Source organism: Parasutterella sp. St.1A3 (assembly GCF_059728705.1).
The window spans coordinates 1,010,304-1,024,544 of record NZ_BAAGFK010000001.1 but is presented as its reverse complement, the minus strand read 5'-3'; the positions used below and the strand labels follow the sequence as shown (position 1 = coordinate 1,024,544).

Sequence of the window (14,241 nt, the reverse complement as noted above, 5' to 3'; positions counted from 1 at the left end):
TTCGTTTATTTCCAGCTGCCGCTTTTATCTTTAACCACGAAGTTGGTGACGCGGACAGTAGAAATCAGACGTCCGTCTGCGGCGGTGATATCCACATTCCAAAGATGTGTGCTTCTTCCGAGATGAAGGGCCTTAGCTTCCGCAAATACATAAACGCCCGGTTCCTTACGCACCGAGCTCAAATGATTTCCGCTGACGGAAGAGCCGACCGGAATAAAGCCCTCCGGAAGACTCAGGAAGGAACCATATCCGGCCAAAATTTCCGCAAACGCAAGCGAAGCGCCCCCGCAGAGAACGCCAAACGGCTGAGAAGTACTGTCGTTCACAGGCATTTTTGCCTTTACCAGGCCTTCTTCTTCGGAAATAATCTCAATCCCCAAGCTGCCGATCATAGAATGAGAGACGGCTTCTTCTCGTGTGTAATCTTTATTCATTGCGGTCCGACATTAGTTAAACAACGGTTTCTTTGAGTTTGTTCAGATCAAGGCGATATAGACGGTAAAGAAACACTGATCCGCGGGCGGTCAGCTCCAAAGCCATCGCGATCCAAACACCTGTTAGACCGAATTTTAAACTCAGAACATAAGCGAGCGGGAGTCGAATTCCCCACATACTGCCGAAATTGATTAAGCTCGGACCAAGAGTTCGTCCGAGCGCGACAAAAATGCTGTAGCAGACAATCGCGCTTGCGAAGAAGGGTTCTGCAAAGGCCTGGATGCGCAGGCATTCCGATCCGAGGCTGACAATATTTTCCAAAGGCGTCATGACGCGAATCATTTCGGGCGCGAACGCGTACATAATGCCGCCCATAAGCGCCATCAGGCACATGGCAAGACAAACATTAATCCAAGCAAATTTCTTTGCGAGTTCTCTTCTCTTGGCGCCATAGCTCTGCCCCACCAGCGTGGAAGCGGCATCCGAAATCCCGAAGCCCGGCATATAGCAAAGAGATTCAGCGGTAATCGAAAAAGAATGCGCCGCAAGCGCCACATTGCCGAGCGGCGCAACAATCACAGTGGTCAGAATCTGAGCGGTCGTCATCGCACAGCGCTCGAGCGCCATAGGAAGACCGATCTGAAAACAGCGGCGCATAACCGCTTTGCGCAGCTTAAATGATCCCGGATGACCGACCAGTGCGAGTTTGTTGTTTTTAACCAGCAGAGAGTACATCATGATCAAAGCGCACACGGCCTCTGCAAGCACGGTTCCCAGAGCCGCGCCTGTCACTCCGAAACCGGCGCCCCACATCGTAAAGGAGAAACCGAACACTTCGTAGCGGTCGGTCGGGTAAATCAAAATCCAATTAAAGAGGACGTCCAGGAAGCACATGAAGATGTTGGTCAGACTCGGAATTTTTATCTCTCCGGTGCTTCGCAGCATGCTTGTCGCGATGAAATTAAAGATGAGGCACGGCAGACCGAGCGCAAAGACGAGGAAATAAGCGGAGGCGTCCTGATGCAGGTCCGTATTGCCGCCGATCCAACCCGGCAGATAAGGGCTGATCAAAGCGCCGATTAAGGCAAAAACAGCTGAAAATAAGAATCCTGCCGTAAAGCTCTGCCGCAGCAAATCCCGTGCTTCATCAAAATTTTTAGCACCGATCCGATGAGCGGTCTGAACGGAAAACGGCGTTGTAACGGCAACAACAAGGCCCCATATCAGCCAAATCGACGTAGAGACAAGAGCCACAGCCGCCGCAGGAATTTCTCCCAAATGGCCGACCATAGACGCGTCGATAATCTGCATCGCCACAAAAGAAATCTGCGCAAAAATCGCGGGTATGCTGAGCCGCACCACCAATTCGATTTCCTCACGGGTGGTGAGTTCAAGACCTTCACGAATCTTTGTGAAGAGCCGCTCTGTTTTGCTTTCTTTAGTGCTCATGCCGGACGCTTGCCGCGATAAACCAACCTGACTGCGAGGCTGTCATTTTAGACAGTGATTTGACGGTTTGATGAGAAACGCAGTTGGAACGAAAAAAGGAGCAGGACGCGCCTACTCCTTGTGACGAAAAAAGATGAACCCGATCAGATTAATAGGTCATCACGGGCGCAAGTTCGGCCGCTTCCTGGATCCATTTAGCGACTTCTTTTTCGCTCGGGTCACGCTGAGCCAGATTTTTCTTAGCGTTGACTTCTGCCATCTTAGCGGTAAGGTTAGCCGCGACGCGATGACGAAGTTCTTTTACCGTATCCACACCGGAGGCTTCCAGAAGTTCGGCATACTGAGGGCCGACACCGTTAATACGGAACAGATCAGCATGGTTTGTCCACTTGAGGATCAGCTTTTCGGAGATTCCCGTTGCTTCAGCAATTTTTTTGCGGCCGGCGGGAGCTGCGCACTTCGCAAGCAGATCGTCCGGAGTTTTAATATTTTGTTCCAAAAGTTTCGGAGCGTATGCCTCTCCGATGCCTTCGATATCAATAATTTTGTATGCCATGCCATTCCTCCAAATAGAGAGTTTTATAAGCACAGCATACATAAATTTATACTTCTGACAACCTGCCTGCACTCAAATTAAGAATCAAAGCTGCGGGCCGTAAGCTTCAAGGCGCCTGCACTCCTCATTGGTCTTAGAGAACTTCTTGAAATTCTCAATGAATTGTTTTGCAAGCGCCCGGGCGCGTTTATCCCATTCGGCAGGATCCGCATAAGTATTACGGGGGTCTAGAATTTCGTTGTGGGCGCCTTCGCAGTACTTTGGAATGACCAAATTGAAATACGGGATTGTCACGGTTTCAGAGTTAAGGATGGACCCGGAGAGGATGTCATCGATAATCGCACGCGTATCTTTAATCGAGATACGTTTGCCGGAACCGTTCCAGCCGGTATTTACCAGATAAACATGAGCGTTGTTGGCTCTGGCCTTGCGCGACAGTTCCTTAGCGTATTTGAACGGATGCAGTGAGAGGAAAGCCGCGCCAAAGCAGGCCGAGAAGGTCGGTTTCGGCTCAGTGATTCCTCTTTCGGTTCCGGCAAGTTTGCTGGTGTAGCCGGAAAGGAAGTAATACATTGCCTGATCCGCTGTCAGAATCGACACCGGAGGCAGCACACCGTAGGCGTCAGCGGAAAGGAAAATAATTTCTTTCGCGTGCGGTCCCTTTGAGATCGGCTTAACGATGTTTTCGATATGGCAGATCGGATAAGAGACGCGGGTGTTTTCGGTAAGGCTTGAATCATTGAAATCGATTTTCCCTGCCTCATCCACAATTACGTTTTCGAGCAGTGCGTTAGGACGAATCGCCTTATAGATATCGGGTTCGGAATCCTTATCGAGATGAATGACTTTCGCGTAGCAGCCGCCCTCGTAATTAAAGATGCCCTCATCGTCCCAGCCATGTTCATCATCACCGATGAGAAGGCGTTTCGGGTCTGTCGACAGTGTCGTTTTACCAGTGCCTGAGAGACCGAAGAAGATTGCGGTATTGGTTTTATCCAAATCCGTGTTGGCTGAGCAGTGCATTGACGCGATATGGCGAAGCGGATTGAGGTAGTTCATCACCGAGAACATTCCTTTTTTCATTTCGCCGCCATACCAGGTATTGAGGATGACCTGCATTTTTTCTTTAAGGTTGAAGGCCACAGCGGTTTCGCTGTGCAAACCGAGTTCCTTAAAGTTTTCCACTTTTGCCTTACTGGCGGTCAGAACAAAAAAATCCGGCTCGCCGAAGTTTTCCAATTCTTCCTTGGTCGGGCGGATAAACATGTTGGTGACGAAGTGGGCCTGCCAAGCGACCTCCATAATGAAGCGAACTTTCAAACGCGTACTTTCGTTTGCGCCGCAGAAGGCGTCGACAACATAAAGTTTTTTATGAGAGAGTTCATTAGCGGCTTTGTCTTTCAGTTCTTTCCAAGTCGCTTCGCTGATCGGTTTATTATCATTTTTGTACTCTTCTGATGTCCACCAAACTGTGTCTTTTGAGACATCATCCATCACAATGAATTTGTCCTTGGGGGAGCGGCCGGTATATTCGCCTGTAAGAACGTTCATGGCACCTAGTTCTGTCAGAACGCCCTTTTCATATCCGGTCAAACCCTCAGCGGTTTCTTCGCTGCGCAGGGTATCGTAAGAAGGGTTGTAAATGATTTCCTTGACGTCAGTTATGCCGTACTTTGATAAATCTAATGTCATGGCTGTATCTTCTTTAAAAAATTGTCTTGCGTAAACAGCCGGCCAATTCCGCAAAAAAACAGCGGGCTGGCCAGCTAAGCAGTAAATTTTACCACTACTGTAACTTTTTGTAATATTTTTAAATGATTCGTTACGCTCGTCGACAGCCTGAGCATATCTGTTGATGAATGATTAGCCAGCCACATGAAAATTAAAAGAAAATTTAAGGATTTTTCTTTTGAAATAAGCTTCGGAAATGGAACTCCCTCTTCGGTTTCTCTACCCCAAAGAGGCTGCTGTATTTGAAGCCGGATCCTGAAGGAGGGGTCCGGCCCCGTTGTCGTATGAATTATTAATACAAAAGCGACTGAAAATTTTGTTTGAAAGCAGTTATCCCACTGCCCCACCCTCGAGAAAGATCAAAGCACGGTTGTCAGATGTACAGGTGCATCAGTTCTCATGTTCACCGTTGGAGCCGTTAAAGTAACACCAGGTCCTTGGCTCTCCGGGACATTGTCGAAGATTTGCTTTCGCCTCTTTTCTCTACTCTGCTTTCATTAAAGCAAGTCAATATTCCAATTGGCCTGCTGAATCTTATTATCCAGCTCACGCACTTCTTTAGCTAATTCATCAGCCTTTTTCTGATATTCCTTAACGTTCACTGTCGGAATAATCAAAATTTCCGATCGAGAATAACGATCCACAACCGAGCCGGCTTTGTTTGCGAACTCTCTGTAAACAGAAGCTTTCTTCATGAGCTGGTCTCTCTCTACGACCCAGTCTCCCAAAGGCCTTCCATCCAAGACGCTTTCAGAATTCGTGCGGTTGATTCTGCAGATAAGTTCAATACTTCTTGAAACTGCATTATTCAGTGCCTGCATTATTTCGATCGGATCCTCAGTCGGCTTCGTTCCCTCCTGAATCGTTGCATTCTGCAGCAGCCGCGTCCTCAGCACCTCTATTGTTGAAGTCAGCTCTTTTCTTTCTCTCAAAGCTTCCGCTAATTTCATTTTTTCTTCCGCAAAAATTTAATTATTAAACCGCATATACGCAGTACAGGATACTGAAAGGGGCCTTTTTGAGCGATTAGGCGTTATTCCTTACAAACACGTACTTAAAATTTTTCCGGCTCTCATCCCTGTCCTACATGAGAGAACAAACGCCAGAATAACTAACTGGATCAAATTTTCCGGAGCGGAAACACCATCCTATCCCACTGCCGCCATCAGCTTTTGGATTTTCTCCTCTGTAGCGACCCTTTCACGATGTTCTGGTTTTTTAGGCAGCCGAATGCCAACGGCTGGAGATTTGAGTAAGATGCCTTTTTGGACGGCGTGATTTAAAACTCCAATGATATGGCAGTACTCCCGAATCACAGTAGCCGGACTAATTTGTTCTCCAGTCTTAGATTTTTCCGATCCTCTCGTGTCTATAAAATTCTGGAGCCATATCTCTAACCGTCTCTCTAATTTATCTCTACTGACGTGCAATTATGCGCCGATATGTGCATAAAAGGAAGGTGATTTTCCCTGAAGTGCCTCTATGTGCCGATACGTGCGGGGATTATGGTGCGAGTGGACGGACTCGAACCGTCACGTCTAGGACACTAGAACCTAAATCTAGCGCGTCTACCAATTTCGCCACACTCGCGGAAGCGCCTATTCTACTATGAAAATCAAAATCGGATTCCACTCGGACAAACCACTGCCTACCCCTTTATCCTCATGCCGCTCACCTGATACAGCTATGTTCAATGCTTTTCTGTACTGTCTGCACGCTTGGAGGACGTATCCCCGTCTTCAGCCGCTGTCTTTGACATCGTCTGGAACAGACCGACAATATTAGACACGTAAACAGTAAACATCGGAATGATCAGCAGGCCGAGCACCGCCACAATCACCGAGAGGATCTTGCCTATCGGCGTTACTGCCTCAATGTTGCAGCCCACTGTAATCGCCTCCATCCCGGCCCACCAAAGCGCGTCCCAGTAGGTTTTCACAAGCGGATTGACATTGACCTCGCAGACATAGAACGCCAGACTACCGACATAAATTCCGGAAAGCAGGATCACCATGTACGTCATAAAAAGCGCGGATGACCGGCGAAATGTAAACCAGCCTACAACAATCGCGAGCGCGTAACAGCTTCGAATCAGCGGCATAAAGCGAAGCATGTATAAGACATCGTCCGGAATCCTTAAGTTCGGAATCATCGGAAGTACGGTAATCCAAGGAATACAGGCAATAAATAAAAGAAAATACGCAAGGAGATAGCGGCTCTTATGCTTGGTCACTACAAACTCAAGCACGATGTCCAGCATAAAAAAGATGCAAACCCAGAACTGTACCTTCTGTGTGAACTCGCTTTGCGCAAACGGATTGCTGAATAAAAATGTGTCGTACGAAATACAGCCGATCAAAACGATCGAGCAAAGGAGCACCACAAGCCTTAAAAAGCCTGAAAAGGTAATACTCTTTTCTTTTAATTTTGACCAAAAGCTCATCACTAACCGTCCTTTACCGCAATTATTAATGGACCGTCAGCCGTTAGGGAAAAACAACGCCCGAATCGAGAGCGAAATAAAAAATGTCTTTAAAAATCAGTCCGCCATTTCGTGAGCAAGCCACATGGCTGCAACGATGGTCTTCACATCTCTGATCTCACCGTTAAGGCTTTTACTGACCAGCTCCGTCCATGGCATCTCGACAAGCTCAAGAACCTCTCCCGGATCTAAATGTTGCCCTACTTTCTTCAAATCTCGGGCAAGAAAGACTGTGATTTCTTCGTCAGAGTATCCGATCGCGTTGTTAAAGCGTCCTAAAAGCTTCCACTTAGAAGCCTCATAACCCGTCTCTTCAATCAATTCGCGTTTGGCGCAGTTCAAAGGAGATTCTCTCGGATCAAGTTTTCCGGCCGGAATTTCTAAGAATGTCTTTCTAAGCGGATGACGATACTGCTTTTCAAGAATGACTCGTCCGTCATCAAACATCGGAATAATTGCCGCCGCTCCGGGATGGCGAAGATATTCGCGACAGGAAATCACGCCGTCGGGAGTCCTAACCTCGTCACGGATAACTTGCAGAAAACTGCCTTTGTATTTAACTTCCGAACTTAAAACTTCATCTGCCAGCGGATCTTTGACTGTCATGATTGCCCTCTGCATCAATGTTTGCTGATTACCATTCTAATGCCGCTTTTCAAGACCAATAGCATTTACGGCAGCTTTAATGCTTTTGAACTCATTCCATGTCAGCGTCTTCAGGATCAAAACCTGAGATTTTTGCCGCACTTAAACAAACCGGCAGATTCCAAACCTCTTCAAAAAAGGCCTCTGTTTTCAACGCAGGAAAGCAAAGGACCGATTTTTCCCTATCCTCCGCCTGTGACGGCTTATATTCATAGAGGTATTTTTAAAATTTATTACTCATAGGTAAACCGGCCGGAAAATCACACTCGACGGCAGCCTGCTTCCGGATATTTTTTCTGCACAAAGACCCAAACAAAAGCGCTGTACATTCTCGCACTGAAGGCTTTGCAGCGAACCGGCCGATTGCTTCTAAATAACGGCAGTACCGCAAATACCGCAAATTTCCGATCAAACAGATAATCGTACAAATAAGTAGAAACGACCTAAAATAGGCGGTGGTATTTTTATGTCTCGGCAATCTGGGCTAGAGTTGCTGTTAGCAGAACAGGAGGGCGTATATGATTTATCGCACAACTCAAAAATTCGTTAATTATTTCAGTATTTTCTATTTCCTTTGCGCAATTGCGATGTTTATCTTCCTGTGGTCATATGTCCCTGTGATCGCAGAGCTTTGGACAAGCCTCCTCGATTTCGCTTTTAATATCTGTTATGTAGTTATCGGTGCGCTTTTATGGCCGGGTACACTGCTTGCCATCTTGGTATTCGGGTGGTAACTGCCATTTAAACGCCAATAAATCCTTCCGTTTCGGAGGGATTTTTTTTTGAGCTCAGACTTCGACTTTACTTTGAGAGTCGCTTTTTTGCGCTATCACGTCTATTTGGAGTTTTTGGAGAAAAAAATCAGAAAAGATGAATTTGTCAATAGGAACATGGGAAAAATTTGATCAATATTTGATCGAGCTCAAACTTCCTTTAAATAATTTCAAAAACTCATCCGAATTCATGATGCTTGTCACAAGTTTTGGCGCACAAGGGCCGAATATTGATAATATATTCCTAAAGCAGATTTTTTAATTACTCCCCCAAGGAAACTTTTTCATTTGGAACGGTTATGAACAAGCAACAGCTTATTGAGATCATCGCGGAAGAAAACGCAATCACAAAAGATATGGCGGGACGAGCGGTCAACACCATGATTCGCACCATCATCCAGTCCGTTAAAGACGGAGATCCCGTTGTCTTAGTCGGATTCGGCACTTTCAGACAAGTTGAAAGAAAAGGCAGATCGATCCGTAACCCGCATACGGGCGAAAGCATGGAAGTGAAATCAAAGACCATTCCTAAGTTCATCCCCGGCACACTGTTCAAACAGGTTGTTGACGGCGAAGAGTAATTGAAGCTGAAGACAGAATTGTCGTCTTACTCCCGGCCGGAAGTCTTTATGAAGATCCCGGCCTGACAGAATCATTTTTTAATGATTTTTCATCGCGAATAAAGGATAATTTTTCCCGAATTTACTGACGGACCGAAGTTATCCCGCGTGTTTAGTACTCGACATCATATTCCGAAAGGGCCCGAATTTTATTTCGGGCCTTTTCGTTTTTACTGTTCGAAAACCCGAACAAATATAACGGCCTCCGAACTGTCTGCACGCTAAAAAAGCCTTTATTCCGGCAAACTATGCGGGTCGAAATTTTTTCTGAACTCGGCCTTCTAACGGCCTAAATTCCGAACACAGCCGGCACTGCAAAAACAAAGCTGCTTAATCGACGAAGGGGACGCTAATGCGTCCCCTCCTTTGCGAGTTCCTACCGGATCGGAATTAAATCCGAAGCAGGACTAAACCCGAAATTAAAAATTTCTCGGAGCGACAGGCGCTACAGGAGCTCCATGCGGATGTACACCCTGAGGACCAAAGCCGAGCGGATCCTGGGCCATAGGACGCTTTCCCTGAGGACGCTTGTGAGAGCGAGCCTCGAAACCTTCAAGCGCTTGGACCTGCTCAGCGCTCAGAGCTTTAACGAGATCGGCTCTTGCCTGAGCGACTTTTTCCAAAGCGGCAAGTCTGACTTTCTGATTCTCAATGCGTGCTTTCAGCTGATCCTGACGAGAGGCATTGGGATCGAACTTGAACTGACCTCTAAGGTTGTGGGCTTCGTCAGCGGCCGCAATGTAGGCATCAAAAGCCGGCTTCTGAGCGTCTGTCAGATTCAAAAGACCGCGAAGATAGACTTTGCGCTGCTCATAGCTGCCGAAAGCTTTCTTCGGAGTTTTATGGAACTGCTGGGCGTTTGCGCATCCGCGGCCGGGAATATAATGGTTATGCGGGCCGTTGAAAGTGCAGCCGGCCTGAGGACAGCTGTAGTTCTGAACATTTCCGCGATAACCGCCGCACCATGCGGCTGCCGTGCCGGAAGCAAGAACGAGAATGCCGGTAAGCGCTGCTGCTGTCAGAGTCTTCTTGGAGATTGCCATTTGTCTTTCCTTCTTCTTTATAACGCGGCACCCATATCAGTGCCGTGATTTAATATTAGCCAAAGTTCTTCAGCGCAAAAATTCAAATGTTAATTTTATTTTCCTTGTGCCTCTTCTGGTTACAAATACAAACGCATCGTGTCTGTCTGTGACGATTTCTAACCTTTTTGTGAAGACGGTAGAATAACTGGCACATCCTAAAGACAACGGCTGACGCATTTAATTTCCGGGAGCATTAAGTGAAAAAAGAGTTTGACTTTGATTTACCGCTCAAACGCTACTTTCTAAAACCGGTTGCCGACGATCTGAGCGACAGAGGCATTTCCTGCCTCGATGATCTGCTTGACCGCATGTACGAAAATCCCAACGGCTGGTGGAAAGAACTCGGTCTCTCCAAGAGCCGGGCTAACGGCATAATTTCCTGGATGCATGCGCGCCGAAACGTCGGACTGGAGCTCCCCGATACGGTACGCAAAAAAGCGGAAGACCTCGGCAAACGATTCTATAAAAATGAAGAAATCGAAGAAGTCGGGGGCGCCCTTTGGCACGACCTCATTTTGGATCGAAACGGCAAGCGCATCCTTGGACAGCCGCAAAAGCCGAACAGTGAGGTTCAGCCGCTTGAACATCTGTCGGTTCCGCCTCAGTTTGACGGTTCAAACGGCTCCAATCGCGGCGATAAAAGCGAATGCGCTCTGGATGTGGATTCCGACAAAGAGGCGGTGACGCTCTGGTTAAAAGCCAAGGCGACCAACGCCAATACCCTGAACGCATATCGCCGCGAAGGAGAACGCTTTCTGCTCTGGTGTCTGCTGGAAAAACATATTCCGCTTTCATCGGCCAAAATCAGCGAGTGCTCTGATTATCTAACCTGGCTGCAAATGCTCGGACGCACTGACGAGCAGACGTGGTCGCAGCGATGGCTGCAGCCGCAGACGGTTTGGCTGGGGCCTAAAAATATTCCTCGTGACTCCCGAGATTGGCGCCCATTTAACTGCGCCCTCTCCTTCTCCAGTCGAAAAGCCGCTTCGACAATCGTGCGGCAGCTCTTTACCTTTCTGCATAAGACCGGGTATCTGCGCTTTAATCCTTTTGACCAGATCTCAAGCAAAGTGCAGCTGCTTCCGGGAGAAGGCAAGCCGAAGGAATTCGCAGACCGCTCGCTGACCAAAGAACAGTGGGAAGAAATCGAGGAGTATCTCGATAAACAGCCCGACGATATTCTGAAAGCGCGGCTTAAGGTCATGCTCCTGCTTGGCAAAGGCCTCGGTATGCGCGCCAGCGAAATGCTCAATGCTCGCTGCGGATGGATACAGATCGCCCGTTACGGACAAAACGAGGAACTCGTCATCGATATCGTCGGAAAAGGCGATAAAGAAAGACGTCTTCCGATTTCTGAGGCGCAGGAAAGAATCATCAATGACTATCTTGCTTACCGGCGGCGTCCTCTTCTGCTCGAAGAAGAGGGCCGAGATATTCCGATTCTTGCTTCTTTACGCCCGGGCAGCAAGGGCGCCGCTTCCGAAGGGCTCTCCCGTTCAGGCCTTTACCTGATTCTGCAGAAATTCCTTGAAGAGGTTGCGGCCGCGCTTCACAAAGAGCGGCCGAGAGATTCGGCTAAGCTTAGGGCAAGTTCCCTGCACTGGCTGCGTCATACGTTCGCGGTGACAAGTCTTGAAGTTATGCCTGTAAACGTGGTACAGAACGCGCTCGGACACGCGTCTGTCAATACCACGACAAAATACATCGCACCGGATCAGGAGGAAATCCTCGAAAGCTTTAAGCGACTGGAGAAAAATCAGTAATTTTTCTGAGACGCTTTAAGCGCGGATGCGTAATCCATCAGCAGTGTCTGCGCGACAAGCTTTTTACTCAGAGGATGATCCTTGCTTCGGCTCGCCTGATTGAGCTTAGCGTTAAATTCCTGAAACCTGCGGATATCGATCTGAGCCGAAAGCGATTGAACAGCGGCCGCATAGTCAGGAAAATAGCGGCTTTCCAAACCCATTGACTGCGCGCTGATATCCCAGCACCAGCGCTGCATCACTGCGACCAGAGGCCCGATCGTCAAGTCGTTCTTAACAGCTTCAAGCACATCTCCGGACGTCATCAACGCACCCTTAGCAAGAAGATCAAGAATCATCTTCTCGTCCTTCTTTTCCAAAAGCAGATTGGCGCCGCTCTCATGAATCAGCAGCGGAAGTCCGCCCAAACGCGCAAGTTCGGACTCGGGGTTCCGAACCTTTTGAGATTTCAGATAGGCGATGCCCTGCTCGCGTGTCGGCGGCGCGACTCGAACGAGCTGACAGCGCGAACGAATGGTCGGAAGAATGGAGCTGACATCGTCCGCGACAAGGATAAGCACCGCGCCTTCGGGCGGCTCCTCCAGCGTTTTTAAAAGCGCCGAACTCTGATCCTCGCTCATGGAATCGGCCGGATAAATCAGTACCGCGCGATGATCCGAGCGGAATGCCGTAACCGACAAGTACTCACCGATTTCACGCACCTGTTCAATAAGAATCTGTTTGGAAAAGGACTTGCCTTTAGGAAGCGGCTGAATTTTGCCGTTCCAGGGCTCAGGCCGAAGCGCCGCTTCGGTCTCGCTCAGCACGTACTTCAGATCCGGATGGGTACCTGCCTGCACCAGACGGCAGTCCGCGCAGCTGCCGCAGGCGACGCCGTCCTTGGGAGACGAACACACTACGGAAGCCGCAAACGAAGCCGCTAGTTCATAGGCTCCGCTGCCTCTGGGGCCGTAAATCAGCACGCCGCCCGGAAGCTTATCTCTCATTTTGCGAAGCGCTGCCGCCGGCCTCTCCAGCCAAGGATATAAATCGGTTATTTCCATTGAGCAAACACCTCTCGAAGCTGCGCGGAAATCTGTTCCGGCGTCTGAGTTCCGTCAACCACATAAAAACGCTCGGGTTCGGCTTTAGCCATTCTGAGATAGCCCTCGCGGACCCGGCGATGAAAGTCCTGACTTTCTTTCTCAAAGCGGTCGAGCTTGCGGCTTAATCGGGCCGCGGCCACTTCTGTCGGTACATCAAACAGCACAGTTAAATCCGGCTTTAAGTCCGGATGAACAAAATTTTCGAGCGCTCTGATTTCTTCAATTGAACGGCCTCTTCCGTATCCCTGATAAGCGTATGAAGCGTCGGTAAACCGATCGCAAAGTACCCATTGTCCCTTAGCGAGCGCAGGACGAATAATTTTGTCGAGATTCTCTTCACGTGCCGCGAACATCAGCATAAGTTCGCACTTCGGGCTCATCGGTTCATTTAAAAGCAACTTGCGAATCTTTTCCGCGGTCTCGGGACCGCCGGGCTCACGAGTTCTCACCAAATCAATGCCGCGCTCTCGCAGCGCCTGATCGATCACCGCCATCTGAGTGCTTTTGCCGGCGCCGTCAACGCCCTCAACCGTAATCAATTTTCCTTTTTCCAAAATCAGCTCCCGGGATTACGCAAATATTTCTGAACAGCGGCATTGTGTTCTTTCAGAGTCTTAGAAAAATGCGACTGGCCGCTGTTTCCCTTCGCGACAAAATAGAGATAGTCAGTCTGAGCCGGATGCGCGGCAGCCACAAGCGAAGCTTCTCCCGGATTGCAGATCGGCGTTGGCGGAAGGCCCGCTCTGGTGTACGTATTGTACGGATGATCCGTCTTCAGGTGCGATTTAAGAATACGGCCGTCAAAATTTTCTATCCCGTAGACAACTGTCGGATCCGTCTGCAGGAGCATGCCCTTTTTAAGCCGGTTGTTAAAGACGCTCGAGACCAAAGTACGGTCTTTAGAATCGCCCGTTTCTTTTTCAATCAGGCTCGCGAGAATTAAAAGTTCATAAGGCGTTTTAACCGCAATGTTTTTATCTCGAGATTCCCAAACCGCGTTCAGGCGCTGCTGCTGCTCCCGGTACATACGGCGAAGGATGATCGTGTCGGGAACGCCGGCCGCAAAGACATAAGTATCCGCCGCAAATTGGCCCTCGGGATGCGTCCCTTCGGGCGCTCCAACTTCTTTCATCAGATCCTGAGATGAGAGCTCACCGTGCGGATGCTCAAAATTATCGTCCGCGGCAATTTTCTTCAAAAGCTTAGCCGTTTCCGTTCCTTCAATGAGGGTAAATTTGCTCATGATGACTTCGCCCGAGGAAATGTGCTTTACCAATTCCTTAAGCGTCATGCCGGACTTGATTAAATAGCGGCCGACATGGATCGAACGGTCCGAGCCGAAATATTTAAATACCCACTGGAAGGCGTTCGGATCGACCTTGACACCAGCATTCAGAGGTTCCGATGCGATATTCCTGACAGTGCTTGCCGGCTTTACTTTAAGAATGATCTCGCTTTGTCCGCCCTCCAATTCGATTGGTCGTTTTTCGACATACCAATACGCAAAACCGGCCGCAGCGACCGCTGAAACCAACGCTATCGCCACTGCCCATTTAATAAAACGCAGCATCAGGAACTCCAATTCAACGATATGTGAATCATAATTTAATTTTGCGG

Annotated in this window: 14 protein-coding genes and 1 tRNA gene; 3 read left to right on the top strand and 12 right to left on the bottom strand. The window is 48.6% G+C overall.

What is annotated here, in order from left to right:
- Positions 1–5: 5 nt before the first annotated feature.
- The 8 genes from AC6I1F_RS04865 to AC6I1F_RS04830 all read right to left on the bottom strand — a co-directional run bounded on the left by AC6I1F_RS04865 (position 6) and on the right by AC6I1F_RS04830 (position 7,259).
- Complete coding sequence (locus AC6I1F_RS04865; protein WP_160336148.1) at positions 6–434, bottom strand: PaaI family thioesterase; 429 nt, start codon at positions 432–434, stop codon at positions 6–8.
- 16 nt (positions 435–450) lie between these two features.
- Complete coding sequence (locus AC6I1F_RS04860) at positions 451–1,884, bottom strand: MATE family efflux transporter (protein WP_160336149.1); 1,434 nt, start codon at positions 1,882–1,884, stop codon at positions 451–453.
- Between the two features lie 148 nt (positions 1,885–2,032).
- Complete coding sequence (locus AC6I1F_RS04855; protein WP_160336150.1) at positions 2,033–2,440, bottom strand: DUF4332 domain-containing protein; 408 nt, start codon at positions 2,438–2,440, stop codon at positions 2,033–2,035.
- An 84-nt stretch (positions 2,441–2,524) separates the two neighbouring features.
- Positions 2,525–4,132 (bottom strand): phosphoenolpyruvate carboxykinase (ATP), encoded by a 1,608-nt coding sequence (gene pckA / locus AC6I1F_RS04850; protein WP_160336151.1) that lies wholly within the window; start codon positions 4,130–4,132, stop codon positions 2,525–2,527.
- Positions 4,133–4,668: 536 nt separating this feature from the next.
- Positions 4,669–5,121: a DIP1984 family protein gene (locus AC6I1F_RS04845; protein ID WP_160336152.1), complete on the bottom strand. Its 453-nt coding sequence runs from the start codon at positions 5,119–5,121 to the stop codon at positions 4,669–4,671.
- Between the two features lie 556 nt (positions 5,122–5,677).
- Positions 5,678–5,761 (bottom strand) — tRNA-Leu (locus AC6I1F_RS04840).
- A gap of 100 nt (positions 5,762–5,861) precedes the next feature.
- Positions 5,862–6,614, bottom strand: a complete 753-nt coding sequence (locus AC6I1F_RS04835; RefSeq protein WP_160336153.1) for an ion channel — start codon at positions 6,612–6,614, stop codon at positions 5,862–5,864.
- Between the two features lie 96 nt (positions 6,615–6,710).
- Positions 6,711–7,259 carry an NUDIX domain-containing protein gene (locus AC6I1F_RS04830; RefSeq protein WP_202074627.1) on the bottom strand — a complete coding sequence of 183 codons (549 nt, stop codon included), beginning with the start codon at positions 7,257–7,259 and terminating at the stop codon, positions 6,711–6,713.
- A gap of 557 nt (positions 7,260–7,816) precedes the next feature.
- Between AC6I1F_RS04830 and AC6I1F_RS04825 the strand changes: the two genes are divergently transcribed.
- Together AC6I1F_RS04825 and AC6I1F_RS04820 are read left to right on the top strand one after the other, a co-directional pair.
- A complete protein-coding gene (locus AC6I1F_RS04825; RefSeq protein WP_160336155.1) occupies positions 7,817–8,032 on the top strand; it encodes a hypothetical protein in 216 nt (71 codons plus the stop codon).
- A gap of 338 nt (positions 8,033–8,370) precedes the next feature.
- Positions 8,371–8,652 (top strand): HU family DNA-binding protein, encoded by a 282-nt coding sequence (locus AC6I1F_RS04820; RefSeq protein WP_160335340.1) that lies wholly within the window; start codon positions 8,371–8,373, stop codon positions 8,650–8,652.
- Between the two features lie 458 nt (positions 8,653–9,110).
- Here AC6I1F_RS04820 and AC6I1F_RS04815 read toward each other — a convergent pair whose 3' ends face one another.
- Positions 9,111–9,734 (bottom strand): hypothetical protein, encoded by a 624-nt coding sequence (locus AC6I1F_RS04815; protein ID WP_290432668.1) that lies wholly within the window; start codon positions 9,732–9,734, stop codon positions 9,111–9,113.
- Positions 9,735–9,973: 239 nt separating this feature from the next.
- Here AC6I1F_RS04815 and AC6I1F_RS04810 point away from each other — a divergent pair, with 239 nt between their 5' ends.
- The gene (locus tag AC6I1F_RS04810) at positions 9,974–11,539 is read left to right on the top strand and encodes a tyrosine-type recombinase/integrase (RefSeq protein WP_160335338.1); all 1,566 of its coding nucleotides are present in this window, start codon (positions 9,974–9,976) and stop codon (positions 11,537–11,539) included.
- On the opposite strand, the gene AC6I1F_RS04805 is transcribed toward AC6I1F_RS04810, so the two are convergent.
- The 3 genes from AC6I1F_RS04805 to mltG are packed head-to-tail and all read right to left on the bottom strand — an operon-like array spanning position 11,533 to position 14,194.
- A complete protein-coding gene (locus AC6I1F_RS04805; protein WP_160335337.1) occupies positions 11,533–12,582 on the bottom strand; it encodes a DNA polymerase III delta subunit-related protein in 1,050 nt (349 codons plus the stop codon). The two genes, AC6I1F_RS04810 and AC6I1F_RS04805, sit on opposite strands and share 7 nt — an antisense overlap.
- Positions 12,573–13,178 carry a dTMP kinase gene (tmk, locus tag AC6I1F_RS04800; protein ID WP_202074568.1) on the bottom strand — a complete coding sequence of 202 codons (606 nt, stop codon included), beginning with the start codon at positions 13,176–13,178 and terminating at the stop codon, positions 12,573–12,575. The genes AC6I1F_RS04805 and tmk overlap by 10 nt, the downstream gene beginning before the upstream one ends.
- Positions 13,179–13,180: 2 nt before the next feature.
- A complete protein-coding gene (gene mltG / locus AC6I1F_RS04795) occupies positions 13,181–14,194 on the bottom strand; it encodes an endolytic transglycosylase MltG (protein WP_290432667.1) in 1,014 nt (337 codons plus the stop codon).
- Between the last annotated feature and the right edge of the window lie 47 nt (positions 14,195–14,241).